The sequence below is a fragment of the Marinomonas rhodophyticola genome (assembly GCF_026113935.1).
Classification (GTDB): domain Bacteria; phylum Pseudomonadota; class Gammaproteobacteria; order Pseudomonadales; family Marinomonadaceae; genus Marinomonas; species Marinomonas rhodophyticola.
In genome coordinates this window covers 472,080-497,500 of sequence record NZ_JAPEUL010000006.1, presented here as the reverse complement: position 1 = coordinate 497,500, position 25,421 = coordinate 472,080, and the positions used below count along the sequence as shown (strand labels likewise).

Genomic DNA, 25,421 nt, shown 5'->3' with positions numbered 1-25,421 from the left:
TAGCAAGTAAACGTCGGCCTTAAAAGCCTTGTTCTTGAAATTCTGGTATTTAATTGAAGATATGTTCTTCGATTAACCAAATACGATCTAGTAAGTAATGGGGCTATAGCTCAGCTGGGAGAGCGCCTGCTTTGCACGCAGGAGGTCTGCGGTTCGATCCCGCATAGCTCCACCATTTACTGATCATTCTGTGTAAAAGATTAGAAGAGAGTTCTAAGCAAGACGCTAAACATCTTATGCATTCGTGTGTTGGGTGATTTTTAGTCTCTGACTTAGTGCTTTGCACTAAACTTGCTCTTTAACAATTCGAATTTTGAAATAGACGATAATCAAGCGTCAAACCGGTGGAAAGCATCTTTAACCTAGATGACTTTCTAAATCGTAAATCCAGAGGGGTACAAAAGCCCTTTGGTATGTGATCCGAAACTATTTTGGGTTATATGGTCAAGTGACCAAGCGTGCACGGTGGATGCCTTGGCAGTCAGAGGCGATGAAGGACGTGGTAATCTGCGAAAAGGTTCGGGGAGTCGATAAACAGGCTTTGATCCGAACATGTCCGAATGGGGGAACCCACTCTACTTGTAGAGTATCCCACAGTGAATACATAGCTGTGAGGAGGCGAACGAGGGGAACTGAAACATCTAAGTACCCTTAGGAAAAGAAATCAACCGAGATTCCCTAAGTAGCGGCGAGCGAAAGGGGATTAGCCCTTAAGTGGTTTTGGTGTTAGTAGAAGGCTCTGGAAAGTGCCGCGATAGAGGGTGATAGCCCCGTATACGAAAACACCTTAATCATGAAAACGAGTAGGACGGGACACGTGTTATCCTGTCTGAATATGGGGGGACCATCCTCCAAGGCTAAATACTCCTGACTGACCGATAGTGAACCAGTACCGTGAGGGAAAGGCGAAAAGAACCCCTGTGAGGGGAGTGAAATAGATCCTGAAACCGTGTACGTACAAGCAGTGGGAGCGGACTTGTTCCGTGACTGCGTACCTTTTGTATAATGGGTCAACGACTTATTTTCAGTAGCAAGGTTAAACATGTAGTGGAGCCGTAGGGAAACCGAGTCTTAATAGGGCGTTTAGTTGCTGGGAATAGACCCGAAACCGGGCGATCTATCCATGAGCAGGTTGAAGGTTGAGTAACATCAACTGGAGGACCGAACCCACATCCGTTGAAAAGGCTGGGGATGACTTGTGGATAGGAGTGAAAGGCTAATCAAGCTCGGAGATAGCTGGTTCTCCTCGAAAGCTATTTAGGTAGCGCCTCGTATCTCACCATTGGGGGTAGAGCACTGTTTGGGCTAGGGGGTCATCCCGACTTACCAACCCCATGCAAACTCCGAATACCAATGAGTGCAATTACGGGAGACACACGGCGGGTGCTAACGTCCGTCGTGGAAAGGGAAACAACCCAGACCGTCAGCTAAGGTCCCAAAGTTACAGTTAAGTGGGAAACGATGTGGGAAGGCTTAGACAGCTAGGAGGTTGGCTTAGAAGCAGCCATCCTTTAAAGAAAGCGTAATAGCTCACTAGTCGAGTCGGCCTGCGCGGAAGATATAACGGGGCTAAAACTGTACACCGAAGCTACGGATGCTTAGTTTACTAGGCATGGTAGAGGAGCGTTCTGTAAGCCGTTGAAGGTCAAGCTGTAAGGCAGGCTGGAGGTATCAGAAGTGCGAATGTTGACATGAGTAACGATAAGGGGAGTGAAAAACTTCCCCGCCGGAAGACCAAGGTTTCCTGTCCCATGTTAATCAGGGCAGGGTGAGTCGGCCCCTAAGGCGAGGCAGAAATGCGTAGTCGATGGGAAACAGGTTAATATTCCTGTACTCGTGCATATTGCGATGGAGAGACGGAGAAGGCTAGGCCAGCACAGCGATGGTTGTCTGTGTTTAAGGCGGTAGGTTTAGGGCTTAGGCAAATCCGGTACCTTTTAAGACCGAGAACTGATGACGAAGCCTCTTTTGGGCGAAGTGGTTGATGCCATGCTTCCAGGAAAAACTTCTAAGCTTCAGATATGCAGGAACCGTACCCCAAACCGACACAGGTGGTCAGGTAGAGAATACCAAGGCGCTTGAGAGAACTCGGGTGAAGGAACTAGGCAAAATGGTACCGTAACTTCGGGAGAAGGTACGCCGGCCGGTGTGAAGGACTTGCTCCGTAAGCACTAGTCGGTCGAAGATACCAGGTGGCTGCGACTGTTTATTAAAAACACAGCACTCTGCAAACACGAAAGTGGACGTATAGGGTGTGACGCCTGCCCGGTGCTTGAAGGTTAATTGATGGGGTTAGCGCAAGCGAAGCTCTTGATCGAAGCCCAAGTAAACGGCGGCCGTAACTATAACGGTCCTAAGGTAGCGAAATTCCTTGTCGGGTAAGTTCCGACCTGCACGAATGGCGTAACGATGGCCACACTGTCTCCACCCGAGACTCAGTGAAATTGAAATCGCAGTGAAGATGCTGTGTATCCGCGGCTAGACGGAAAGACCCCGTGAACCTTTACTATAGCTTCACAGTGAACTTTGAACCTACTTGTGTAGGATAGGTGGGAGGCTTTGAAGCGGTGACGCCAGTTACCGTGGAGCCACTCTTGAAATACCACCCTGGTATGTTTGAGGTTCTAACTCAGGTCCGTAATCCGGATCGAGGACACTGTGTGGTGGGTAGTTTGACTGGGGCGGTCTCCTCCCAAAGAGTAACGGAGGAGCACGAAGGTGTGCTCAGCATGGTCGGAAATCATGCATAGAGTGTAAAGGCAAAAGCACGCTTAACTGCGAGACAGACACGTCGAGCAGGTACGAAAGTAGGTCTTAGTGATCCGGTGGTTCTGTATGGAAGGGCCATCGCTCAACGGATAAAAGGTACTCCGGGGATAACAGGCTGATACCGCCCAAGAGTTCACATCGACGGCGGTGTTTGGCACCTCGATGTCGGCTCATCACATCCTGGGGCTGAAGCCGGTCCCAAGGGTATGGCTGTTCGCCATTTAAAGTGGTACGCGAGCTGGGTTTAGAACGTCGTGAGACAGTTCGGTCCCTATCTGCCGTGGACGTTTGAGATTTGAGAGGAGCTGCTCCTAGTACGAGAGGACCGGAGTGGACGAACCTCTGGTGTTCCGGTTGTCACGCCAGTGGCATTGCCGGGTAGCTATGTTCGGACGGGATAACCGCTGAAAGCATCTAAGCGGGAAGCCTCCCTTAAGATAAGATCTCACTGGAACATAAGTTCCCTAAAGAGCCGTTCGAGACTAGGACGTTGATAGGTTGGGTGTGTAAGTGCTGTGAGGCATTGAGCTAACCAATACTAATTGCTCGTGAGGCTTGACCATATAACACCAAAGTGGTTTTTAAAGCGGAAACGCTACAATCACAGACACAGATTACGATAAAGCATCAGCAATGATGAGCATCGGTTTGATACTTGGTTATCACTATTTCAAAATGAATTGTTAAAGATCCAAGCACGTATTCGCGTGTTGTGGTGAGACGAAAAGAGTCCAGCCAGAACAAAACGCAAAACGAATTGCTTGACGATCATAGAGGCGTTGAACCACCTGATCCCATCCCGAACTCAGAAGTGAAAAGCGCCATCGCCGATGGTAGTGTGGGAGATCCCATGTGAGAGTAGGTCGTCGTCAAGCTTTATATTAAGAGAAACCCCGCCCTACTCAGTAGGGTGGGGTTTTTTCGTTTCAGGGACGTAGCATGATCCTTCCCACGTACGTGTGGGGACTCTTTATCAAAGACACGCATGTGAGAGTAGGTCGTCGTCAAGCTTTATATTAAGAAGGCCCTGATAGCTAACGCTGTCAGGGCTTTTTTTCGTCTCAAGGAAATGGGCCGAGGTGCATCACCATCACCTTGGTATTCGCTTCGCTTTTGACGGCCTGAAGACCGACCTTGTATGATGATCTTAATGGCTATTGAGGTGTATTCTTTAGTTATTATCGGGAGGCCGTGCCGACCTTGAGGCAGTTTACTGACCTCGTTTGTAGAGTGGCCCCCGCCTCATTTACTCATCTCGAAGAGTATCAAGAAGCACCCAAAGGTGACTTCGTATTACAAGGTTGAGTGGTAAAAAGTACGAGGTCAGGGACCGATAATTATTATCTAACTAAATTAACGAGTACGCAAATCATGAGTACATTTGTAGGTATTGATATCGCGGCAAAAACCGTTGATCTCGTCGTACGTCAGAATGATAAAAATAGTTCCGTAAAAACGTTTCAACAAACACCTGGCGGTAGAGCAACACTGATCGAATTTTTACAAAAGCATCATCCGAAATTGATCGTAATGGAGGCCACAGGGATCTATTATTTAGACTTAGCCGTTGCTCTTCATGACGCCAAAATATCTATTAGTGTGATTAATCCCAAGAGCTTTAATCACTTTGCTCAGATGAAGTTAGCGCACAGTAAAACAGATGGTATTGACGCTGCCTTGCTAGCGGAATATGCACAACGCATGACACCTGAAAAGTGGACACCTCCTCATAAAGACAAACTAAAATTACGAGATATATCAAGACAAATCAATCGTTTAACAGGTGACTGTACTAAAGCAAAAAACCGCTTACATGCCATGACATCTTATGAAGGAACGTCTTACGTAGTTATTCTTGATGAGCAAGAGGGTATTGCATCTTTAGAAAATCGTATTCAGCGTTTGCGTACGGCTGCTATAGAAATGATTAAAAGCGATGCTGACATCGCGCAGCAATTTAATAATATTTTAACGGCTAAGGGTATTGGAGAAGTCTCTGCTATTACCCTGCTAGGAGAGCTGATTATTTTACCCGAAACACTTAAGGCTAATCAGGTTAGTCGCTATGCCGGTTTAGATGTACGACTTAATCAATCTGGCAGCAGCCTCAACCGTCCAGGTAGGCTGAGTAAAGCGGGTAATACTTATCTGCGCTGTGCGCTATTTATGCCAGCGATGTCAGCTGTTCGTCATGACCCAAACGCAAAGGCGTTTTACCAAGCGTTAATCGCGCGAGGTAAGAAAAAGATCCAAGCTATGTGTGCCGTAATGCGCAAAATGCTGACTGGAGTCTAGGCGTGTTTTAAATCAAACACGCCTTTTGATTCATCAAAATTATTCAGTGAAGAACATAAAAAAGCTTGTGCTTAAACAGAGTATCTACAGGGTTTTAACTATATATCACCCTGGTATTCGCTTCGCTTGCGCCTGTTTCGCACGCTCAACGCGTCAACGCGAATGAATGGTTGGTGTTCGCCAGACAAGGTAGGATGTATCGTGTGGAGCTTTTTGTTGGTGTGCTTTTTAATAAAAATCAATTTTTTTCGATTTATACTTGCATGCGACGCCTTACGACGTTAAGGTTATTAACAGACAGAGGGCGATGGACTTGCCTAAAGCCTTCAGGATGAAGGCTCTGTCTCCTTTCAAGGTAGGCTATTGCTGCAAGGATGCAGCGGAAAATTCCTTTTCTAAAGTCATTTCCTCATTCTGTAATACCTCTTTTTAAATTCTGTGTTATTCGTTCAAATAGGTTTAATTTTGTCTCAATAACTCATACGAAAAAATTTATGACTCCAGAAGTATTTATTAAACGCCAATGCAAAGCCCATATAGTGCAACGTGAAGAGCGGATTCAGTCTTTGTGGAGTGGTTATGGTGAGTTGGCTCGTTATTCATTAACAGGGAACGAATGCATTTCTTTTGTTGTTGCGAAGCACTGTTTATTGCCTGTAGCGGTGAATCATCCTAGAGGTTGGCATTCGGATCACAGTCATCAACGTAAGGTTCGCTCCTATGAAGTGGAACAAAATTGGTATCGAAACTGGGCCTCTCGTTGCCATAGATCCGCTCGTATCGCGTTTTGTTATGGCGATTTTTATAATGAACATACAGGTCAACGATTGACCTTATTGGAAGACTTAGACGCTGCTGGTTATTCAGATCGATATGATGCCAACAATAGAGATCATTTACTTTCTTGTATTAATTGGCTTGCAGCGTTTCATGCAGGCTTTGTTTATCAAACACCCCCTTTAGACTGGCCGCCTGATCTTTGGAGCAGAGGGACCTATTGGCATATTGAGACTCGTCATGAAGAGTGGTCCGCCATGGACGATGGTGATTTAAAATCGTCTGCTGCCGCTTTGGCAAATTGTCTTGATCAGGCGAGTTTTAAAACCCTAGTTCATGGGGATGCCAAGGTGGCTAATTTTTGTTTTTCTCCACTTGATAATCAAGTAGCTGCAGTGGATTTCCAATACGTTGGCGGTGGTGTGGGAGTGCAGGATTTAGCGTATCTTTTAGGCAGTGCTTTATCTGAGTTTGAGCTGATCGAAAATATAGATTACCTATTGGAGTATTATTTTTCAGAGTTGGGACGAGAGTTGATGGCGCAAGGTGAGTCGCAGGCCTTTGCCCAAGCGGTAATTGAAGAATGGCAAAACTTATTTTCTATTGCGTGGGCAGACTTTCATCGCTTTATTATGGGCTGGTCGCCCACTCATCCGAAAAATACGCCCTTCAGTCAGCAATTGACTGAGCAGGCGTTAAGTCAATTAAGACGATCTTAATGCACGGTTGGTTTTTGCCGTAGCTTGAGCGGTCATAGGATCTTCTGGCCAAGGGTGTTTAGGGTATCTGCCGCGCATTTCCTTGCGTACTTCTGGGTACACTTCGCGCCAGAAAAACGCCAAATCTTGTGTTACTGCAAGAGGGCGTTGTCCAGGTGAAAGCAGTTCGATACGTATTATCTGATTCAGTACAGTGGGACTGCTGGTGTAGCCGAACATTTCTTGTAGTTTGACTCTTAGTGTTGGCTGTAGCTCACCATAATCAATGGCATGACTGGATCCCGATGGCACAGTGATATGCGTGGGGACTTTTTGATTAAGCAATTGCTGTTGGTTCCAATCTAATCGACTTAACAAAATATCGTTTAATACCAACTTATTCATAGCTTGTTGATTCGTCACTTTGCCAAGATACGGACCGAGCCATTCCTCTACATCTTTCAATAACGCATCATCTGAGCAATCTGGCCAGAGGTTTTGTTTGTCATGCATGAAGGCGAATTGTAAACGTGCTCGCAGTTGCTCGCTGGTGTCGTTCCAAGGCAGGACGCAAAGGCCTTCTTGGCGAATGTAGTGGCAAATAGCTTGGCCAATATCGGCTTCAGAAGATTTATTGAGCTTTTGTTTATGCACACACAATTTGCCAATCCAATGTTGTGACTCACTGAGTAGACGTTCCTCTTTTTTTGACCAAGCAAGATGATGTTTAACGGTGAATAAGTCGTCAAAATCTTGTGTCAGCATGGAAAGCTGAATGGGGTAAGCGAGAAAAATACGATCTTCTTCTTGCCCATTATGCCCTCCGATATCTAATGCGATGAGCCATTCACTTTGGGCGCAAGGATCGAGAGACGATAGACTGGCCATGCGACCATTAGTCAGTTTGTAGCGAGCTTTGTCATGGCCTTGATCTATACGTTGCGCAATACGGTCCGTAAACGCTCGAATCAATAAAAAAGCGATATCTTTTTGCTCATTGTCTGAGGCTGGTTGTGTGCTGATTTGTTGACTGCGCTTTTGCCACTGTTGCTGAGCGTTTAAATAGTGTTGTCTTGGGCGTTTGCTGTGGACCTGACGTGACCCAGATATCCAATCGAGTCGATCCGATAAATCGCTATGGTGGTTGGACAGAGGATCGCCCTCTGACAAAATAGTGCAGATGGCACTGGCCGAATCGCTTCGATTGTTTTGCTTACCATCCAACAGCAATCGAGCCAGTCTAGGTTCGATTCCAAGGCGACTCATTTGCTCGCCGAGTTGGCTTAATTCTAAAGACGGTTGTGATGTTTGAGGTTGCTCAAGAGCTTGCAGGTTGGTTAGCAAGTCAATCGCCTGTTGCCAATGGCTGTTCGGTGGCGGTGTCATCCAATCCAATTCCAAACGTTCTTGCACGCCCCATTTGGCTAAATCCATTACCAGGCTACTCAAGTCGCTGATTTCTATTTGTGGTTGAGCCTGAGAAGCTAGCTGATGTTGTTGTGCTTCGCTCCACCAACGATAGCAAACGCCGGCTTCGGTACGCCCAGCTCGACCCATGCGTTGAGTGGTTTCCGCTTGTGTTGCGCGACGTGTATGTAATCGTGTGATCGCTGTATTGGCATCAAAGCGTGCTTCACGACTAAGACCACTGTCAATGACTACGCGAATGCCATCAATGGTTAAGCTGGTTTGTGCAATGGCTGTCGCCAGTACAATTTTGCGATGGGGAGCTGTCGTGGGTTCAATGACAGTTTCTTGTTCTTTTAAGCTGAGTTCGCCATACAAGGGCAAGATTCTTAAATAGGCTTCATGGCCTAAGTGCTGTTGTAATTGGCTGGCAGCTTGTCGGATTTCTTTTTGACCCGGAAGAAAGACCAAAATGCTACCGGTTTCTTCATAAAAGGCTTGGCAAGTAAGGCGCACGACTTCGTCGGTGACCTGAAAGGTTTTAAGGGATTTATTGCCATAATGTGTCGTGATTGGAAAACTTCGGCCTTGACTAGTCAGGGTTGGGCAACCAAGTCGCGTTTCGAGCGCGTCGGTATCGAGCGTCGCAGACATAACCAAGAGCTTAAGCGGATCTTGGTCACGATATAATTCGCGTGCTTGTAGGCACAAAGCAAAGGCTAAATCCGAATGTAAATTGCGCTCGTGGAACTCGTCGAAAATCACCAAAGCAATGTCATCTAGGCTTGGGTCATCGTGCAACATGCGCGTTAATACACCTTCGGTGACCACCAAAACTTGCGTGAGTGGACTTTCTTTGCCTTCATGGCGAATTCGATAACCAATACGCTGTCCGAGTGCTTCTTGCAAACTGTCCGCAAGGCGTTTTGCTGCGGTTTTCGCTGCTAAACGTCTTGGTTCTAACATGATAATTTTGCGCCCTTTGAGCCAAGCCTCATTCATTAAAGCCAATGGAACCACTGTGGTTTTACCGGCACCGGAGCGGCTTCTAATATCGCTTCGTGGTGATATTCGAGTTGGTGTTTTAGCTGGGGAATAAGGTGGTAAATAGGCAGTTCATTAGACATAAGATGGCTCGTTAATTTGCTATCAATATGATAACGCTTTTGGCCTATTAACGCAGTCTCACTTTAGGCCTTCCGATGGCGATGTCCGTTTTGCAGGTGGCGATGCAAGGTAGGAAGTAGCCATTTTGTTTTTCTTTTTCGTTTAAGCCATGTGGTTGTCGATCCGCGTAATCTATTTCACCAGACAGTAACGGTGTTAGACAAACACCACAGACGCCATTGGTGCATGCTTGTTTGATTGCAATATTTGCACAGAGTAAAGCATTCAAGATAGATTCACCTTGATTAACCTGAATGGATTGCTCAGGATCTAAAAAAGCGAGATGTATGTTCTTATCAGGTATAGGTTTGTGCTGCACGAGTCACTTTCTCTTTTGTTAGTTTAGTAATAACTTTACCATGAGATGAATAGAGACGGTGCATGATAACGATGCTTGCCAATACTGTGTTAAAAAGGTGTCTAATAGTATGGCTATAATGGTTTTTTTCGCGTGATTAGCAAGGATAATGGATCCCCCAACAATGACAGAGCAAAATAAAAAGACCTTATTGGTAGTAGATGATGATCAAGACATTCGTCAGTTACTGTGTGACGCCTTGTCACAAAAAGGTTATCGAGTATTAGAAGCAGAGAACGGCCGTCAGATGTGGTTGCATTTGGATGCGGAACCTGTGGACTTGGTATTGATGGATTTATACCTCAGGGAAGAGGATGGTTTGAATCTTGCCCGTGATATTCGCGAGCGCTTTGTTATGCCAATTATGATGCTAACTGGAAAGGGAGATGAAACCGACCGCATTTTGGGGTTAGAGCTAGCGGCGGATGATTACATGATGAAACCCTTTAATTTGCGCGAGCTGACCGCTCGAATTCACGCGCTGTTACGCCGAGCCTATCAAGCCCCTCCGACCGTGGGCAGTGCCATTAACCAAGATCATGATTGTTTGATTTTTGGGGGCTGGGTGTTGGATTTAACCGCCCGTCTTTTACAGGATAAAGATGGGAAGTTAGTGACTTTGACGCTGGGTGAATTTTCTTTGTTAGAGGTGTTGGCGCGTCATCCAGATCGTATTTTTTCTCGTGAGCAACTAATAGAGCAAAGTCGAGGCTTGGAGACAGAGGTCTTTGATCGTACTGTTGATGTATTGATTCTTCGCCTGCGACGAAAAATAGAGGTCAATCCGAAAACCCCCGAATTCATCAAGACTCAACGGGGGCTTGGTTATTTTTTTCAAGGCCCAGTGCGGATTCAGTAAATGCGCTTTACTAGTATTCGCCAAAAAAGCGTCTTTATCTATATTTGCTATTAGTTTGGTCGCTTTTTTTATGGTGGGCATTGGCTGGCAATCCATGCGTGTCAGTGAAGCGTCTTTATCTGAGTTTGAGTCCGAAACTTTACCGGAAATTAGTACGTCTTTAACCTTAGCGGAAGGTGTTGCTCAGTTGGCTGCTATCGCCCCTTATACGGCGAGCCCTGGTCGACCTTTTCAATTGCAAACTGAGTCTGAGCGTATTCATCGGCGTATCTTAGAGCTACGTGGTGTCGCAGACAGTTTAGCTGACTCTGTTTTTCAGCGTGATATCGATGAGCGGTTAGATGATTTACAAACCACTTTGGAAGAGCTGGTTGCTTTGGTGCGGGAAGAATTGTACTTACGTGAAGACAGTTTGGCGCAGCAGTTTCGAATTCGTCAGTTACCACTCAATGAAGATAACGCCGCTACGGTAAACAGCCAGCAGGGGTTGGTTTGGTTACTGCAGTTATTAGAGTCGCCGAGTTTGGTGCCAGAAAGCATACTGAACAATTTAAAACTCTCGGAGCAGAATGAGCAAGTTGCAAGCATCGCCGATGATCTATTAATGGCTCATCGGCGCTTGAACCAGATTCAGGAGCGTAAAAATTATTTGTTGATTTCGATTCGTGCGAAATCGGAACAGCTCAGTAAGCAGGTCAGTGACTTTGTTGGTGGCTTGCAAAAAAAGGTAAGTCGTCAGCGACAAGAGGTGTCTTCGTTTGTCGACAGAGGTCAAAATTGGATTATCGGTATTTCGGTCTTTCTATTGCTAGGTTTGACACGTTTGTATTGGTATAGCCAGCGTATGACCAAAGATTTAGGCGTTGTCACTAATAATATGGAACAGTTGTCATTGGGCCGTGTGGATTCAAAGCACACCTGGGATACGTCGAAACGATGAAATTGGTACGTTAGCAGATACCTTTGAAGTCTTTCGTCGTGATGCACTAAGGCGTTTGGAAGTCACTGCCGAGCTATCAGAGCAAAAACGTTTGCTTGAAACCATCTTTGATAACATGAACGATGGGTTGAGTGTGTTTTCAGCGAAAGGTACCTTGGTGGCTTGGAACTCGGGCTATCAGAAATTGTTTGATTTGTTGGACGATGATCTAAGCGTGGGTATGTCGATTGATGAGGTACAAAACTTGATTAACCGAGGCCAGCATAAAAACTTGAATTTAGAAAATCAACAAGTTCATATGGAAGAGGTCAACGTTTCTCGTCATTTGCGTTTTCAACGTTTTGAACGCCATTTCGATTCAGGAAAAATTATCGAGTTTCGCTCTAAGCCTATGCCTGAAGGCGGTTTTGTTACCTTATACACGGACTTAACTGAGCGTAAAAGCGTTGAGAGTCAGTTGCGCCAAGCACAAAAAATGGAGATGTTGGGGCAACTAACAGGCGGTGTTGCCCATGACTTTAATAATCTTCTTGCGGCGATTATGGGCAATTTGCAAATGTTGTCAGATTCTCGTCCGCAGACATCTGATCAAGCGCGATATATAGAGCGTGCGCTGGTCGTCTCTGAGAAAAGCAGCAACCTTGTACAGCGGCTATTAGCGTTTAGTCGTCGCCAACAACTGTTCCCCGTCCCCATTGCCATTGATGACTTAATCGAAGGGATGTTGGATTTGGTGGAATACAGTGTGGGTTCGCATATTATCGTCGAAAGTGAGTTGCAGTGTCCTGGTGTGGTGAGTCTGATTGATCCTTCGCAGTTGGAAAATGCCTTGTTAAATCTGTCTTTAAATAGTGCCAGTGCCATGCCTGATGGTGGTCGTTTGGCTTTTTCTACCAAACTTTGTACCCTGCCCGACAGTGATGTTCCGGCCATTCGTATTCGGGTAGAAGATTCCGGAGAAGGGATTTCTGAAGAGGTCATTGGGCGAATTTTCGAACCTTTCTTTACCACCAAGCCTGTAGGCAAGGGAAGTGGTTTGGGATTTCAGTATGATCTATGGCTTTGTGAAACAAAGTGGTGGGGAAATAAAGGTGACGTCAGAAAAAGGCAAATGGACTCGAGTTTGTCTCTTTTTACCTCAGCAAATATCGCCAATCGACCTAGTAGAACGTGACAATGACACCCAACAACAAACTATTTTCCTGCCTGAACACAGTCTTGTTTGGTTGGTGGAAGATGACGAAGAAGTATGTCGAGTCATGCGCGAACAGTTGGAAAAAATGGGCTTTATGGTGCAGAGCTTTGAGTGCGCGGAAGCTGTAATGAGGGGACTGAGTAAAGCAATGGTGCCTGACGCCATTGTGTCCGACGTGAATTTATCAGGCGCTATGAGTGGTGTGGAGTTAGCGCATAACATTCGCCTGCAGTCGCATAGCTTTACTGGGCCGATATTGCTGATGTCTGGTTTGCCAAAAGACGAATTGAAACAAAAATATCAACTAAAAGATGAAGATTTATTTATACCAAAACCTTTTACAATCAAAGAGTTAAGTAGATTATTTCAGATTAAATATTAAATTGTTACAAATATTACAAAAAAAGATTAAACAATGAAATTATCCATTAGTTTTTTATCTTCATAGTATTTTATTAGAAACAGAGTCGGGGCTGGATCTGTTTTAATGGCATTGCTGCCAATAATAAAAACAAAAACTGGAGTTATAAAATAATGAAATTCATTCCGTATAAAAAATTGGCGTGTCTTGTTGCTGCTGGCACTCTTTCTACTGTAGCTATGGCTGAAACCCCAATTATTGGTCTTATCACCAAAACCAATACCAACCCATTCTTCGTTAAAATGAAAGAAGGCGCTCAGCAAAAAGCGGATGAGACTCGGTGTTGAACTACGTACTTTTGCTGGTCGTTATGACGGCGATAATGAAACGCAAGTTCAAGCGGTTGAAAACCTAATTGCTGCCGGCGCAAAAGGCATTCTTATTACCCCAAGTGATACAGCTGGTATCGTTCCGACTATTCAAAAAGCACGTGATGCTGGTTTGCTGGTTATTGCGTTAGATACACCTCTTAGCCCTGCTAGTGCAGCCGACATGACCTTTGCGACAGATAACTTTAAAGCTGGCGAAATGATCGGTATGTGGGCAAAAGAAAAAATGGGTGATAAAGCCAAAGATGCGAAAATTGCCTTGCTTGACTTGAGTACTAGTCAGATCACGGTAGACGTTGCACGTGATCAAGGTTTCTTAAAAGGCTTCGGTATTGATATTAAAGATCCAAACCGCATGGGTGATGAAACCGATCCACGCATTGTGGGCAATGATGTCACACAAGGCTCGGAAGAAGGTGGTCGTCGTGCAATGGAAAACTTATTGCAAAAAGATCCAGGTGTTAATTTAGTTTATACCATCAACGAACCTGCTGCGGCAGGCGCTTATGAAGCCTTGAAATCATTCGGTCTTGAAAAAGATGTTTTGATTGTATCGGTAGATGGCGGTTGTCCAGGTGTTCGTAACATCAAAGATGGCGTGATTGGCGCGACTTCAATGCAATTCCCTCTTCAAATGGCCTCTCAAGGCGTAACGGCGATCGTTGAGTTTGCCAAATCAGGTTCGCGTCCTTCTGCCTCTAATGGTCTCGATTTCTTCGACACAGGTGTTCAATTGATCACCGATGAACCAGTGAAAGGCGTGCAATCTGTTACTTCTCAAACTGGCTTGAGCATGTGCTGGGGCTAATCAATCTCTTGTGATAGATGGGCGAGAAGGTGCCCTTATTTGCCGTTAGCCGAGTAGTTGGGCTAACGGCCCTTTTCTTGTCTGGAGTAATCTATGAGTTCTACTGACACAAAGCCGTCAACAGCAGTGCTTGATCATGATAAAGTTGCCGATCAAGCCAGTGCTTATGTTGCGCAGTTTGAGCGCAACGAAACACCATTGCAGCGCTTTAAAAAGTTTCTTCATCATTATCCAATCGCTGCACCTTTGATTGTGCTGCTGTTGGCCGTTATCAGTTTTAGCATCATTGTTGGTGATCGCTTTTTACACCCATTCAACTTGTCTTTGATATTACAACAAGTGACCATTATCGGTGTGATTGGTGTCGCGCAGACATTGATTATTTTAACCGCGGGTATTGATCTATCCGTTGGTGCCATCATGGTGCTGACTTCCGTTGTCATGGGGCGGATGGCAGTGAACCATGGTATTGATCCTAGTTTATCTATTTTGATTGGTATTGCTGTTGGTGCGTTAGCGGGCTTTATCAATGGTTTATTGATTACACGCTTAAAAATCCCACCTTTTATTGCAACGTTGGGTTCTTGGAACGTATTTTTTGCGTTGAATCTTTGGTATTCAAAAAGTGAAACAATTCGCTCCCAAGACATCAGTAATATTGCACCGCTGTTGCAGTGGACTGGCCAAACGATTGACTTTTTTGGCGCAAGACTCACTTACGGTTCTTTATTAATGTTAGGCATCTTCTTTTTGATTTGGTATGCCTTAAATTGGACCGCGTGGGGACGTCATGTTTATGCCACAGGGGATGACCCAGAAGCGGCAAAACTCGCAGGTATTCGGACTAATCGTATTTTAATGTCCGTATATGTGCTGGCTGGTGTGGTTTGTGCTATCGGTGCTTGGGTATTGATTGGTCGAATTGGTTCAGTAAGCCCACAAGCGGGTACCATGACCAACCTAGACAGTATTACTGCGGTCGTTATCGGTGGTTGTAGTTTATTTGGTGGGCGAGGCTCTATTTACGGCACATTGATAGGTGCTTTGGTCGTCGGTGTATTTCGCAATGGTTTGGCACTGGCGGGTGTCGATGTGTTATGGCAAGAGTTTACAGTCGGTATATTGATTATTTCGGCCGTTGCCATTGATCAGTGGATTCGAAGAGGGACAGCATAATGGTAGCTCAATACGATAAAACACCCGTGTTGCAAACAAAGGGTTTAGTGAAGCGCTATGGTAGCGTGACAGCGATTGATCATGCTGACTTTGAATTGTACCCAGGCGAAATCTTAGCCGTCATTGGAGACAACGGTGCGGGTAAATCGTCATTAATTAAGGCTCTATCCGGTGCTTTGGTTCCCGATGAAGGGGAAATTTTGTTAGATGGTAAGCTGGTACACTTTGCTTCGCCAATGGAGGCCCGTGCGTTAGGCATCGAAACTGTTTATCAAAATTTAGCTGTATCACCAGCATTAAACATTGCGGACAATTTATACCTAGGCCGTGAACTGCGTAAGCCAGGTATTTTGAGGCTCTGTCTTTCGTATGCTTGATAAAAAAGAAATGGAACGCCGTGCTCAAGCTAAAATGACCGAGCTAGGTTTGATGACAATACAAAACATCAGCCAAGCAGTTGAGTCACTGTCTGGTGGTCAACGTCAAGGCGTTGCAGTGGCACGTTCCGCTTTATTTGGCAGCAAAGTGGTGATCATGGATGAACCGACGGCAGCACTTGGCGTGAAAGAGTCGCGTCGGGTATTGAACTTAATCAAAGAGGTTCGAGATCGCGGATTGCCGATTATTTTGATTAGCCACAATATGCCACACGTATTCGAAGTGGCTGATCGCATCCATATCCATCGTTTGGGTAAGCGAGCTGCGATTGTTACGCCTCAATCCCATAGCATGTCGGATGCGGTGGCCATCATGACGGGTGCGATGGATGTGAAAACGTCAAACGAAGCCGCATAAGAAAAAAGGCAGCCGTTATTTTGTTTCTTCTCTCTGATGGGGCAAAATAGCGGCTTTTTATGCTTTATTTGATGTGCTGGGTTATGGGGACGTCATCATTAGCATGTCTTAATCTTGGGGAAGTAAAATGAGTCTAATGAAATCAAGCATCTATAGTCTGAAAGGACGACCGCTTTTGAAGACTAATCGTCTTATCCCCAGCGCACTGGCTGTTTTTATTGTTCTTGTTTTGCTTTTTTCTCCGCTGTCTTCGCAATCCTCAGAGCCTCAGCCGCTTAAATCCATTGGTATTAGTGTGGCAGATTTAGGCAATCCTTATTTTGTTCAGTTGGTCGATACTGCGACGCTGAAAGCTGAGGAGTTGGCGGGGGAGCCCCGTCAAAATGCTTATTCGCTCAGATGCTTATGATTGGCAAAGACAAATCGGTCAGATTAATGATTTTATCGAACAGAAAGTTGATTTAATTGTTCTAACGGCTGCGGATGAATACAAGGTGGCCGCCGTTGTAGCAAAGGCTCAGCGAGCTGGTATTAAAGTGATCGCTGTGGATGTTAATGCCCAAGGGGCTGATGCGACCATTACCACGGACAATGTTCAGGCTGGTGTTATCGCTTGCGAAAAGCTGGCTGAAAAAATTGGTTATCAGGGTAACTTTGTCATCATCAATGGTGTGTTAGTTTCTTCTGTCATTGAAAGGGTGGCTGGCTGTAAATCTGCGCTGAATAAATACCCCAATATTACCCTGCTAAGTGATCGAATGAATGGTACTGGCAGTGTGGAAGGTGGGATGGAAGCCATGACCTACTTAATGGAAGAGTATCAGCACATTGATGCAGTATTTACTATCAATGATCCGACGGCATTTGGTGCGCTTCGTGCAGCCCAGCAGGCCAATCGTAATGAGTTTTTATTGGCTTCCATCGACGGTGCGCCTTTTGCGGTGGATATTATTAAACAAGCGGGCAACCCCTGGATTGCAACGGCTATTCAGCGTCCTGTACCAATGGCCGAAAAAGCCATCGAAATTGGTATGGATTTGCTAAAAGGCAAAGAGGTTCTCCAACGTTTTATTTTGATCCCTTCTGTATTGGTTGAAAAAAACGAATAGCGTCTTTAAATCAGTATCGAAACTTGGTCTTTTTGAGCAAGAGAGTTAAGCTATCGGCCTTCGTGAAAGAGGCCATTAATGGACACATCAACGTTATTCTCTCAAATATTTAATACTGTTTTTCCTTTGGCCAGTATCGTGTTAGTGGCGTTTTTTTATGCGCGTGTACGCCCCACCGACATGACGGTGGCGAATCGTCTTAATATCAGTGTATTTTGTCCAGCGCTGATCTTTTCGGTAATGGCGTCAAAAGAGTTTCATATCGCTCAATATGTTGATTTGATTCTTGCCGCGACGGCCGTTGTGTTAGGGTCTGGGACTCCTTGTTTGGCCTCTTTGTCGGTGGCTAAAAATTTCGCCTAAAACTTTAGTGCCTCCGATGATGTTTAACAACAGCGGTAATTTAGGCATCCCTCTGATTGTTTTGGCTTTCGGTGAGTCAGCCTTACCTATTGCGGTTGTACTGTTTTTAACGGAAAACCTACTGCATTTTACCGTTGGTATGTATTTGCTTAACCCGAAATCCAATCTTCTCAATGTGCTGAAAATGCCGATGATCATTGCGACGATATTAGGCTTGATCTGGAGCTTACAAGGATGGACTGTCATGCCTGCGGTAAAGGTCTCTGTGGATATGATGGGGCAAATAGCCATTCCTCTAATGCTGTTTGCTCTTGGCGTTCGCATGACGAATGTGGACTTCAGTGAGTGGAAACTGGGTGTACTTAGTGGTTTCTTATGCCCATTGAGTGGGCTGATTATTGCGGTTATTTGGTATTATCTTGTTGGTATGTCGGCGGAAAATTTCGCCTATTTATTAATATTTGCCTGTTTACCGCCTGCTATTTTGAATTATATGGTCGCTGAACTTTACCAGCAAGAACCTCATAAAGTGGCGTCGATCGTGTTGATTAGTAATCTAATGAGTGTGGGGATTGTCCCTTGCGTATTATTTTATGTTTTATAGTCTCGTTTTAGGAGAGAAAGCATGATGGTGCAAATTGGTCTAATTGCTTTGTTGATCGTGGCGTATGTCATTGTTTCTCGGATTTTAAAGTCCAGTGTTACCTTGCTGGGGCAGAAGAAATACGCTAATGAAGTTCGCATAACCTATGTGTCGAAAATGTTAAACCTTGGCTTTACTGCGATTTTTGTTTTACTGGTATGTTTGGTGCTTGGTATTGGTTACGGTCAACTTGCGATCTTTTTTTCGTCTGTGTTTGCTGTGGTCGGTGTTGCTTTGTTTGCTCAGTGGTCTATTTTAAGCAATATTACCGCTAGCTTGATTATCTTCTTTGGCTTTCCCTACCGAGTGGGGGATTGGGTGAAAGTGGTGGACAAAGACGATGAAATATTAGGGCAAATTACAGAAATATCGTCTTTTCATGTCATCATTCATCGTTTGTCTGGTGACGTGGTGACTTACCCAAACAGTTTAATTTTACAAAAAGCCGTCGTGCGCTTTGAAAACAGAGAAGCCGCCTTGGCAATGAGTCAATTTGTTGCGCACGATACATTGCCCGATAAAGTGGAAGAGCAACGCACTACATCATAAGTTTGAGTGAAAAATAATCAATTTTTCAGGGTTTCGGATATTTGTGTCATACTAAGAAGCTTTCATCTTTAAAGAAGAGGAAACTCCTTGTGAAATCCGACTCTGAATCGTTATTAAAGAACAACGATAAGCTCATTCATTCCGAAGCACTGAAAGTAAAATCTCATGCCCAGCGCCCCCAAGAAGATTGGGTGCTTCATACCTTAATGATTGAAGGTTATGACGTCCCTTTTCGTTTTAAGCGCCAAGGCAAATATCGCACTCTGCGTGGTGCACGTGTCAATCTGACTTACTATCCTACTCAAGAAATGGTGGCAGGCATTCCGGTCGAAATCATGAAAGTGGTGCGAGTAAAACGCACTTAGCTAGGGTGTTTGGTGGTCTTTAGTCGCTTATGCTTTTATTCCGGCTGATATGAACTTAATATGGCGTCGCCTGTCTTTGATTCAGGTATTTATTGTCGAGACTTTTGCATATTAGGTGTAGAAAAGCATGGAAACGAGTCGTTCTGGAAGTTGGTTCACTGTGATGAAGCGCGTTGAGCGTAGTGCATGGTTCCAAGGTTTTATTATCAGCATTATCGTTGTGGCCGCTTTAACGGTGGGAGCAAAAACCTATTCTTTACCTTACGGTATTGATACCGCCATTAATTACTTAGACAACTTCATTACCGTTTTCTTTTTGGTTGAGCTTTCTTTGCGTTTTATCGCTTGTGATGATAAGCGACGCTTTTTTAGAGACCCTTGGAACGTATTCGATACGGTCATTGTACTGGGTAGTTTGGTGCCAATTTCCGATACAGAAATGATTCTTGTCGCTCGGTTGCTGCGAGTTTTTCGTGTATTACGGTTGGTATCGATCATTCCAGATCTGCGTTTCTTGATTAATGCTTTGCTCAAAGCCATTCCCAAAATGGGCTATATTGCCCTGTTGATGTTCATCATCTTTTATATTTTTGCTGCCGTCGGTTCGATCTTTTTTCACCATGTGAATGAAACGCTTTGGGGTGATATTGCGATCTCTATGCTGACGTTATTTCGTGTTGCAACGTTCGAAGATTGGACGGATGTCATGTACGAGACAATGGAAGTGTATCCGTTTAGTTGGATCTTCTACATCATCTTCATTTTCTTAACCGCATTTGTGTTCCTAAACATGATGGTGGGTGTGGTGCTGGACGTGATGACCCGCGAAACTGCGCAAGAAGAACATGAAAACCAAGAAAACCATCATCAAGCTTTGGTCACTCAGATTTCGGAGCTACAAGCCCAAGTTGCGCGCCTTGCCGATAAGATAGACGCACAACAAGAGCGAAAGGATTAATTAAGCACTGACCTCTCTAAACGCTTCGCTGGCTAAGTCTTTTTAGCCAGCGACCGCCAAACGTATTGAGCATCAAGCCAAGCAATACCACTAAAATTCCTACCCATTGCATAGCGCTAACCGTTTCGGATAGAAAAATTTCCGCAGAAGTTAATCCCACAACAGGCACGCCTAAAGTGAGCGGTGCGACAGTTGCTGCTGGGTAGCGAGACAACAAATAGCTCCATAAACCGTATCCTGCCAGCGTAGCAAATAAAGATAGATAAGCTAATGTGCCCAAGGTTTTTAGATTTAAATTGATGATATTACTCCACATCACGTCACCACCATCGATGAAGTAAGCGCACAAAAAGAAGGGCACAGGCGGCACCCAGCTAGACCAAACAATCAGGTTGAGGTTAGCGTCGTAGCCTTTTTTACTGATGATCTTGGTGAAAATATTGCCCAACGCCCAGCTTGAGCCAGCGGCTAATGTTAGACCGAAGCCCAGTGCTGTCATGGTCGAGTTTTCATTGTCTAATCCAATGATCGCCAAGCCGCCAATAGCTATGCCAATAGCGAGCACTTGATAAGGGCGTACGGTTTCTTTTAATAACAAAATAGCAAAGAGCAGTGTGAAAATGGCCTGAGATTGCAATACTAAAGAGGCGAGTCCTGCGGGCATGCCAAATGAGATGGCACTGAATAAAAATGCAAACTGTCCGAAGTTTAACGATAGGGCATAGCCAATACACCAAAGCAGCGGCGTATTCGGTCGAGAGAAAAAGAAGCAACCAATCATGCCAATGACGAGGAAGCGCAACCCACCTAACATCATTGGCGTGAGTTCGTCTAAGCCCCAACGCATGACGATAAAGTTAAAGCCCCACGCGACGATGATAATCAGCGCCAAAAACATATCTTTGCGAATCATGGTAAGTCCTTAACCGTACAATAGAGTGAGGCGAAAATAAGCTAATCACTTTACGTGTTTTGGCGGCCTTTGCCCATGGACAGATAACAAAAGAATCAAGGACACAGATAGCATGACTCTGGTATAGCTTAAAAAAATACGTGGGTATTCATTTTTCACTTTGTCTATTAATAGAAAAGATAGCCCATTCTTTCGTACGCTAATATAGGCTAAATTGTTCCCCCAATTGACCATTTATCAATAACAATAAAGCAGACAATAAGAGTCTCAGTAGTATGCGTATTTTAGTCGTGGAAGATGATCGTATTTTAGGCGAAGCCATCAGCCAAAGAATCAGTCGTATGGGGCATGGTCTTGATCTTGCCCAAACAGGGCTACAAGCTAATCAAATGTTGGCTTTGCAAGAATACGATTTGATGCTCTTGGATCTTAATTTACCCGATATGACGGGCAGTCACATTTTACATACGTTGCGTAAAAAACATTCGAATACCCCCGTGATTGTCCTAACGGCGAGAAATGAAATAAAAGACCGCATAGCTTTATTGGACTTAGGCGCAGACGACTATATGACCAAGCCGGTGGATTTTGGTGAGTTAGAAGCCCGTTGCCGTGCTTTGTTACGCCGCAGCCAAGGGCAAGCGCAAAACAACATAGAATACGGTAATGTTTGTTTAGACTTACAAGCTTGCACTGTCACCGTTGCCGGTCAGCTTATCGAGTTAAAGCAACGAGAGTTTCGTTTGTTAGAGGTGTTTATTAGTCATACTGGAAGAGTGTTAAGTAAAGAAGTGCTGATTGAGCATATTTACAGTTTTAATGAAAACCCGAATCCAAGTGTGATTGAGATTTATGTGGCGCGTTTGCGCAAATCTTTGCAAGACAGTGATATCTCTATCCGGACTATTCGTGGTTTAGGGTATTTGCTGGAAAAGCATCATGGCTAAAGCGACTGCATCGATTCGTCGGCAATTGATCCTGATGGTGGCGACGGTATTGATCGTCATTAACGCGGTAGCTCTTTGGAGTGCGCATATTTATGCCAATCGAACAGCAAAAGAATCCTATGATCGGTTGTTATATGGTTCGGCTTTGCAGATGGCTGAAAATATTACGATTTTGGACTCGCAGGTTTTTATTGATTTGCCCGTTTCTGCGTTTGAGACCTTGGCTTTGTCTACCGCTGATCGTGCGTTTTATGCCATCTTGGATGGGCAATATCAGGTGTTAACAGGCTATAAAGATCTTCCTGATATTCCGTTTACCCAACTTCTGCAGCAGTCCAGAGAAAAAGAAAAATTTCTTCCGATTTATTATGAAGCCATATATCGCGGTGAAAGGGTGCGCTTTGTTGCCTTGGGAAAACGTTTGTTAGAAGCAGACAGCGTGAACGATGTGTTTATTATTGTTGGGCAAACATTGGACGCTCGCCGTGCAAGCGCCACAGAAATCAGCCAAATGGCACTGCAATTTGTGACTTTGTTTTTCTTTATCACCTTGCTCTTATTGTTTTTTGTCATCTGGCGAGTATTGCAACCATTACAAGCAATTAAGCAAGCCATTACAGAGCGTTCGCCTCAAGAGCTATCGCCATTAGAAACCAATGTGCCCAGTGAAATTGCGCCTTTGTTAAAAAGTATTAATTACTTTATGGCGCAATTAGACAACACACTTAGTCGTTTAAAGCGTTTTACGGCGGAAGCCGCGCATCAAATACGAACCCCTTTGGCGGGTTTAAATTCACAGGCGCAAAACGCTATAGATGAAACGGATGAGGTGTTACGTCAAAAGCAACTACAGCATATTTTAGAAAGTAGTAACGTGTTGGCTGATACGGTAAACCAGTTACTAAGTCGAGCGACGCTGACACATCGTTATCAAAGTCACCCCTTTAGTCCTGTATCTCTGGATCATGTGATTAAAGAAACATGCCGTGAGCTGGTGGTTTGGGCGTTAGAGCGACAAGTTGAAATTGAATATGTGGGGGATATTCAAGTCACGATCAATGGTGATGAATTTGCCCTTAAACAAATGCTGCAAAATATTATTGAGAATGCCATTAAATACAGCCCTAAGGGTGGCACTGTTGAAGTCGCGTTGATGCTCACCAACGAACTGTCTGAAGCGTCCATCCTGTTGCAGATTCGTGATCAAGGTGTGGGGGTGCCGGATCAGGACAAAGAACATATTTTCGAGTATTTTTATCGCAGTCCCGATAACTTTGCTTCAGGTTCTGGGATTGGTTTATCAATTGCTAAGGAAGTCGCAGAGCACCATGACGCCAGGTTCCATTTAAAAGATAACCAGCCAACCGGATTGATTGTGGAAGTTATTTTCCCGCAACGAAAAGGACTTTCTTATGAGCACTAGGGGATGGTTGAGTGGCGTGTTGGCGGTACTTTTGTGGTTGGTGAACAGCCTAGTGTTTGCGGATGGAACACCACAAAGCTCGCATGTTATTTTTCCCAGTGCGAACTCCCATACCAAACCGCAAGGCGCTGTCTTGTCGGTGTATGGTGCGTTGAATCGTCAGGCCATTACGCCTTTATTCAAAGCGTATCAAAATAAATATCCAGATGTGTCTATTCACTATACTGAAGCCAATACACGTTATCTTTACGAGCAGTTTCTTTCTCAGCCAACGTCACGGCCAGATGTCATGCTGAGTCCAGCGATGGATTTGCAATTCAAATTGGCCAATGATGGTTATGCGCTGGCCTATGAATCGCCATCGCTTGAAGGCTTGCCGCAGGATTCTCATTGGCGTCATGAATTGTTTAGTTTTACCTATGAACCTATTGTAACAGCGATTAATACCGATATTTTAGCCGCCGAGACGATGCCGCAAAGTCGTGAACAATTATTGAATTTGATTCGTAATAAAAATCATCTCCTAGACGATAAAATTGGTTTATTTGATATTCAGCGGTCGGGTCTAGGGTATCTGGCGTGGGCTTATGATGGGCAGCAATCTCGTAGTTATGGACGTCTATTAGAGGCGTTTGGAACGCACCAAGCTCGGCTTTATACGGATACCTCTGCGATGCTCAATGCTTTGTTGAAAGGTCAAATTTTTATTGCCTACAATCTTGTTGGCGCCTACTCCTATCAATGGAGTCAACAATATCCGTGGATCAAAACCCTCATGCCAACAGATTATACGACGATCATTAGGCGCACGGCATTTATCTCTCGTGACGCCCAACAGCCGATATTGGCGAAGCGTTTTATCGATCTTCTATTATCCCCAGAAGGGCAGCATATCTTGGCAAATCAGTCCGGTATTACGCCAATCAGTACTCGGGTAAACGGCCCATACAGTCGTGATGAGCTGAGTAAGTTACCACATGGCATTTTCCGGCCGATTCCCCTTGGCCTAGAGTTACTAATTCAAACAGACGATGCCAAACAGAAGCTCATTTATCGTGAGTGGGACAATGCTATGCTGTCTGCACCCATGCCGTAAGCAAATATTTATTTAATGGCTTATTCAAGGCCCGTGAAAGGTTCATGAAAGGTTTCCTCGCTAGAGTGTTCTACGAACTTTAAAAAAATAGTAATAAAACAAAAATAAAGTGGAGAATACTATGTTTAAAAAACTGCTTATAGCGAGTGCTCTATGCGCAACCCTAGTTAACAACCCTGTGCAAGCGTCAGAGCGTGTGTCTATTGGAACGGGCGGCACTGGAGGTTTGTTTTATGTGATTGGTGCGGGTATTTCTGAAACGCTCAATAAACATATGGAAAATACCACGGCACGAGCTGAAGTCACTGGAGCGTCTGTTGAGAACAATCACCGTGTTGCAGCAGGTCAGATGACACTAGGTCTTTCCTCTTCTTCTACCCTATTTGAAGCTAAAAATGGTGAAGGCCCATTTAAAGTAAGCGGTCCATTGGATGTTGCTGGTATTGCTTATTTGTATCCGGCGGTACTGCAAGTTGCGACGATTTCCGGGACAGGTGTCGAGTCTTTTGAGCAGCTAAAAGGCAAACGGGTTAGCATGGGGCCTCCAGGCAGTAATGCTGCTGTCTTGGCCACGCGTTTGTTACAAGAATATGGTGTTTTTGATGAGGTTACGCCTCGTTTTCTCTCTTACACCGAAGGCGTAAAAGCCTTGGTAAATGGTCAAGTGGACGCAGCGGTTGTTTTAGCCGGAGCGCCAACGTCATCTTTGATTGACCTGGATTCACAGACCGATATGAAGCTTTTGTCTGCGAATGTTGAACAACTAGATAGTTTGATTCAGAAATATCCTTTCTATCAGGCCTACTCTTTGCCAGCTGGTGTTTACCCTGATCAGACCTCACAAGTGATGATGATTAATGATCCTGCGATCTTGTTTACTAGTGGTAAAGAAGATCAGAGCAAGATTTATAACATCACCAAAACTATTTTTTCTCATCTAGATGAACTTAGTCAGATTCATCCACAAGCAAAGGCTATTTCGTTAGAAACAGCGAAACGAACGCCAGTTGCATTGCACCTCGGTGCGAAAAAATATTATGACGAAGTAAGCGGTAAATAGG

The 25,421-nt window shown here is 44.7% G+C and carries 26 protein-coding genes, 1 tRNA gene and 2 rRNA genes; 25 read left to right on the top strand and 4 right to left on the bottom strand.

The window, feature by feature from the left end; genetic code table 11:
• The first annotated feature begins 99 nt into the window (after positions 1–99).
• From ONZ52_RS08370 to ONZ52_RS08350, 5 genes are all read left to right on the top strand, one after another.
• A tRNA-Ala gene (locus ONZ52_RS08370) sits at positions 100–175 on the top strand.
• 267 nt (positions 176–442) lie between these two features.
• A 23S ribosomal RNA gene (locus ONZ52_RS08365) occupies positions 443–3,332 on the top strand.
• Positions 3,333–3,529: 197 nt separating this feature from the next.
• A 5S ribosomal RNA gene (gene rrf / locus ONZ52_RS08360) occupies positions 3,530–3,644 on the top strand.
• Positions 3,645–4,140: 496 nt separating this feature from the next.
• Entirely contained in the window at positions 4,141–5,064 is a 924-nt protein-coding gene (locus ONZ52_RS08355) for an IS110 family RNA-guided transposase (protein ID WP_265218181.1), read from the top strand.
• A gap of 494 nt (positions 5,065–5,558) precedes the next feature.
• Positions 5,559–6,560, top strand: coding sequence for a phosphotransferase (locus ONZ52_RS08350; protein WP_265218180.1), 1,002 nt, complete (start codon positions 5,559–5,561; stop codon positions 6,558–6,560).
• Here ONZ52_RS08350 and hrpB read toward each other — a convergent pair.
• Genes hrpB through ONZ52_RS08335 form a run of 3 tightly spaced genes read right to left on the bottom strand, consistent with a single transcriptional unit; the run spans position 6,546 to position 9,432 of the window.
• Positions 6,546–8,948 carry an ATP-dependent helicase HrpB gene (gene hrpB / locus ONZ52_RS08345; protein WP_265218194.1) on the bottom strand — a complete coding sequence of 801 codons (2,403 nt, stop codon included), beginning with the start codon at positions 8,946–8,948 and terminating at the stop codon, positions 6,546–6,548. The genes ONZ52_RS08350 and hrpB overlap by 15 nt on opposite strands.
• Complete coding sequence (locus ONZ52_RS08340; protein ID WP_265218179.1) at positions 8,948–9,073, bottom strand: hypothetical protein; 126 nt, start codon at positions 9,071–9,073, stop codon at positions 8,948–8,950. The genes hrpB and ONZ52_RS08340 overlap by 1 nt, the downstream gene beginning before the upstream one ends.
• Before the next feature lie 47 nt (positions 9,074–9,120).
• The gene (locus ONZ52_RS08335; protein WP_265218178.1) at positions 9,121–9,432 is read right to left on the bottom strand and encodes a 2Fe-2S iron-sulfur cluster-binding protein; all 312 of its coding nucleotides are present in this window, start codon (positions 9,430–9,432) and stop codon (positions 9,121–9,123) included.
• 148 nt (positions 9,433–9,580) lie between these two features.
• On the opposite strand from ONZ52_RS08335, the gene ONZ52_RS08330 reads away from it, so the two are divergent.
• The 16 genes from ONZ52_RS08330 (at position 9,581) to ONZ52_RS08260 (ending at position 19,981) form a co-directional block, all read left to right on the top strand.
• Positions 9,581–10,330 carry a response regulator gene (locus ONZ52_RS08330; RefSeq protein WP_321160285.1) on the top strand — a complete coding sequence of 250 codons (750 nt, stop codon included), beginning with the start codon at positions 9,581–9,583 and terminating at the stop codon, positions 10,328–10,330.
• A gap of 70 nt (positions 10,331–10,400) precedes the next feature.
• On the top strand, positions 10,401–11,270 hold the full coding sequence (locus ONZ52_RS08325; RefSeq protein ID WP_265218177.1) for a hypothetical protein: 870 nt from the start codon (positions 10,401–10,403) through the stop codon (positions 11,268–11,270).
• Positions 11,194–12,444 carry a PAS-domain containing protein gene (locus ONZ52_RS08320; RefSeq protein WP_265218176.1) on the top strand — a complete coding sequence of 417 codons (1,251 nt, stop codon included), beginning with the start codon at positions 11,194–11,196 and terminating at the stop codon, positions 12,442–12,444. Before ONZ52_RS08325 ends, ONZ52_RS08320 begins: the two co-directional genes overlap by 77 nt.
• Positions 12,362–12,847 (top strand): response regulator, encoded by a 486-nt coding sequence (locus tag ONZ52_RS08315; protein ID WP_265218175.1) that lies wholly within the window; start codon positions 12,362–12,364, stop codon positions 12,845–12,847. The genes ONZ52_RS08320 and ONZ52_RS08315 overlap by 83 nt, the downstream gene beginning before the upstream one ends.
• Before the next feature lie 152 nt (positions 12,848–12,999).
• Positions 13,000–13,173: a hypothetical protein gene (locus tag ONZ52_RS08310; RefSeq protein WP_265218174.1), complete on the top strand. Its 174-nt coding sequence runs from the start codon at positions 13,000–13,002 to the stop codon at positions 13,171–13,173.
• The gene (locus ONZ52_RS08305) at positions 13,157–14,023 is read left to right on the top strand and encodes a sugar ABC transporter substrate-binding protein (RefSeq protein ID WP_265218173.1); all 867 of its coding nucleotides are present in this window, start codon (positions 13,157–13,159) and stop codon (positions 14,021–14,023) included. The genes ONZ52_RS08310 and ONZ52_RS08305 overlap by 17 nt, the downstream gene beginning before the upstream one ends.
• Positions 14,024–14,116: 93 nt before the next feature.
• Positions 14,117–15,199: an ABC transporter permease gene (locus ONZ52_RS08300; RefSeq protein WP_265218172.1), complete on the top strand. Its 1,083-nt coding sequence runs from the start codon at positions 14,117–14,119 to the stop codon at positions 15,197–15,199.
• Positions 15,199–15,576: an ATP-binding cassette domain-containing protein gene (locus ONZ52_RS25340; protein ID WP_265218171.1), complete on the top strand. Its 378-nt coding sequence runs from the start codon at positions 15,199–15,201 to the stop codon at positions 15,574–15,576. Before ONZ52_RS08300 ends, ONZ52_RS25340 begins: the two co-directional genes overlap by 1 nt.
• Positions 15,569–15,994: an ATP-binding cassette domain-containing protein gene (locus ONZ52_RS25335; RefSeq protein WP_265218170.1), complete on the top strand. Its 426-nt coding sequence runs from the start codon at positions 15,569–15,571 to the stop codon at positions 15,992–15,994. The genes ONZ52_RS25340 and ONZ52_RS25335 overlap by 8 nt, the downstream gene beginning before the upstream one ends.
• 175 nt (positions 15,995–16,169) lie before the next feature.
• Positions 16,170–16,403, top strand: coding sequence for a hypothetical protein (locus tag ONZ52_RS08285; protein WP_265218169.1), 234 nt, complete (start codon positions 16,170–16,172; stop codon positions 16,401–16,403).
• Positions 16,378–17,103 (top strand): substrate-binding domain-containing protein, encoded by a 726-nt coding sequence (locus ONZ52_RS08280; RefSeq protein WP_265218168.1) that lies wholly within the window; start codon positions 16,378–16,380, stop codon positions 17,101–17,103. The genes ONZ52_RS08285 and ONZ52_RS08280 overlap by 26 nt, the downstream gene beginning before the upstream one ends.
• A 78-nt stretch (positions 17,104–17,181) precedes the next feature.
• Positions 17,182–17,466: an AEC family transporter gene (locus tag ONZ52_RS24660; RefSeq protein WP_321160284.1), complete on the top strand. Its 285-nt coding sequence runs from the start codon at positions 17,182–17,184 to the stop codon at positions 17,464–17,466.
• A 16-nt stretch (positions 17,467–17,482) separates the two neighbouring features.
• Positions 17,483–18,070, top strand: a complete 588-nt coding sequence (locus tag ONZ52_RS08275; RefSeq protein ID WP_321160283.1) for an AEC family transporter — start codon at positions 17,483–17,485, stop codon at positions 18,068–18,070.
• 21 nt (positions 18,071–18,091) lie between these two features.
• On the top strand, positions 18,092–18,658 hold the full coding sequence (locus tag ONZ52_RS08270; RefSeq protein WP_265218167.1) for a mechanosensitive ion channel family protein: 567 nt from the start codon (positions 18,092–18,094) through the stop codon (positions 18,656–18,658).
• An 89-nt stretch (positions 18,659–18,747) separates the two neighbouring features.
• On the top strand, positions 18,748–19,023 hold the full coding sequence (locus ONZ52_RS08265) for a hypothetical protein (protein ID WP_265218166.1): 276 nt from the start codon (positions 18,748–18,750) through the stop codon (positions 19,021–19,023).
• A gap of 127 nt (positions 19,024–19,150) precedes the next feature.
• Positions 19,151–19,981: an ion transporter gene (locus ONZ52_RS08260; RefSeq protein WP_265218165.1), complete on the top strand. Its 831-nt coding sequence runs from the start codon at positions 19,151–19,153 to the stop codon at positions 19,979–19,981.
• A gap of 16 nt (positions 19,982–19,997) precedes the next feature.
• Here ONZ52_RS08260 and ONZ52_RS08255 read toward each other — a convergent pair whose 3' ends face one another.
• Positions 19,998–20,894: an EamA family transporter gene (locus ONZ52_RS08255; protein WP_265218164.1), complete on the bottom strand. Its 897-nt coding sequence runs from the start codon at positions 20,892–20,894 to the stop codon at positions 19,998–20,000.
• 275 nt (positions 20,895–21,169) lie between these two features.
• Between ONZ52_RS08255 and ONZ52_RS08250 the strand changes: the two genes are divergently transcribed.
• The 4 genes from ONZ52_RS08250 (at position 21,170) to ONZ52_RS08235 (ending at position 25,420) form a co-directional block, all read left to right on the top strand.
• Positions 21,170–21,841: a response regulator transcription factor gene (locus ONZ52_RS08250; protein WP_265218163.1), complete on the top strand. Its 672-nt coding sequence runs from the start codon at positions 21,170–21,172 to the stop codon at positions 21,839–21,841.
• Positions 21,834–23,264 carry a sensor histidine kinase gene (locus ONZ52_RS08245; protein WP_265218162.1) on the top strand — a complete coding sequence of 477 codons (1,431 nt, stop codon included), beginning with the start codon at positions 21,834–21,836 and terminating at the stop codon, positions 23,262–23,264. Before ONZ52_RS08250 ends, ONZ52_RS08245 begins: the two co-directional genes overlap by 8 nt.
• Positions 23,254–24,360 (top strand): ABC transporter substrate-binding protein, encoded by a 1,107-nt coding sequence (locus tag ONZ52_RS08240; RefSeq protein WP_265218161.1) that lies wholly within the window; start codon positions 23,254–23,256, stop codon positions 24,358–24,360. Before ONZ52_RS08245 ends, ONZ52_RS08240 begins: the two co-directional genes overlap by 11 nt.
• A 121-nt stretch (positions 24,361–24,481) precedes the next feature.
• Positions 24,482–25,420: a TAXI family TRAP transporter solute-binding subunit gene (locus ONZ52_RS08235; protein WP_265218160.1), complete on the top strand. Its 939-nt coding sequence runs from the start codon at positions 24,482–24,484 to the stop codon at positions 25,418–25,420.
• Position 25,421 lies beyond the last annotated feature (1 nt).

Excerpts from the sequence above, each read along its gene's own strand:
- ONZ52_RS08350 (WP_265218180.1), top strand. The coding sequence starts at position 5,559 with ATGACTCCAGAAGTATTTATTAAACGCCAATGCAAAGCCCATATAGTG.
- ONZ52_RS08235 (WP_265218160.1), top strand. The coding sequence starts at position 24,482 with ATGTTTAAAAAACTGCTTATAGCGAGTGCTCTATGCGCAACCCTAGTT.
- ONZ52_RS08280 (WP_265218168.1), top strand. The coding sequence starts at position 16,378 with ATGCTTATTCGCTCAGATGCTTATGATTGGCAAAGACAAATCGGTCAG.
- ONZ52_RS08355 (WP_265218181.1), top strand. The coding sequence starts at position 4,141 with ATGAGTACATTTGTAGGTATTGATATCGCGGCAAAAACCGTTGATCTC.
- ONZ52_RS08300 (WP_265218172.1), top strand. The coding sequence starts at position 14,117 with ATGAGTTCTACTGACACAAAGCCGTCAACAGCAGTGCTTGATCATGAT.
- ONZ52_RS08250 (WP_265218163.1), top strand. The coding sequence starts at position 21,170 with ATGCGTATTTTAGTCGTGGAAGATGATCGTATTTTAGGCGAAGCCATC.
- ONZ52_RS08330 (WP_321160285.1), top strand. The coding sequence starts at position 9,581 with ATGGATCCCCCAACAATGACAGAGCAAAATAAAAAGACCTTATTGGTA.
- ONZ52_RS08260 (WP_265218165.1), top strand. The coding sequence starts at position 19,151 with ATGGAAACGAGTCGTTCTGGAAGTTGGTTCACTGTGATGAAGCGCGTT.
- ONZ52_RS08270 (WP_265218167.1), top strand. The coding sequence starts at position 18,092 with ATGATGGTGCAAATTGGTCTAATTGCTTTGTTGATCGTGGCGTATGTC.
- hrpB (WP_265218194.1), bottom strand. The coding sequence starts at position 8,948 with ATGAATGAGGCTTGGCTCAAAGGGCGCAAAATTATCATGTTAGAACCA.
- ONZ52_RS08305 (WP_265218173.1), top strand. The coding sequence starts at position 13,157 with ATGAGACTCGGTGTTGAACTACGTACTTTTGCTGGTCGTTATGACGGC.
- ONZ52_RS08275 (WP_321160283.1), top strand. The coding sequence starts at position 17,483 with ATGATGTTTAACAACAGCGGTAATTTAGGCATCCCTCTGATTGTTTTG.
- ONZ52_RS24660 (WP_321160284.1), top strand. The coding sequence starts at position 17,182 with ATGGACACATCAACGTTATTCTCTCAAATATTTAATACTGTTTTTCCT.
- ONZ52_RS08340 (WP_265218179.1), bottom strand. The coding sequence starts at position 9,073 with ATGTCTAATGAACTGCCTATTTACCACCTTATTCCCCAGCTAAAACAC.
- ONZ52_RS08240 (WP_265218161.1), top strand. The coding sequence starts at position 23,254 with ATGAGCACTAGGGGATGGTTGAGTGGCGTGTTGGCGGTACTTTTGTGG.
- ONZ52_RS08310 (WP_265218174.1), top strand. The coding sequence starts at position 13,000 with ATGAAATTCATTCCGTATAAAAAATTGGCGTGTCTTGTTGCTGCTGGC.
- ONZ52_RS08245 (WP_265218162.1), top strand. The coding sequence starts at position 21,834 with ATGGCTAAAGCGACTGCATCGATTCGTCGGCAATTGATCCTGATGGTG.
- ONZ52_RS25340 (WP_265218171.1), top strand. The coding sequence starts at position 15,199 with ATGGTAGCTCAATACGATAAAACACCCGTGTTGCAAACAAAGGGTTTA.
- ONZ52_RS08325 (WP_265218177.1), top strand. The coding sequence starts at position 10,401 with ATGGTGGGCATTGGCTGGCAATCCATGCGTGTCAGTGAAGCGTCTTTA.
- ONZ52_RS25335 (WP_265218170.1), top strand. The coding sequence starts at position 15,569 with ATGCTTGATAAAAAAGAAATGGAACGCCGTGCTCAAGCTAAAATGACC.
- ONZ52_RS08255 (WP_265218164.1), bottom strand. The coding sequence starts at position 20,894 with ATGATTCGCAAAGATATGTTTTTGGCGCTGATTATCATCGTCGCGTGG.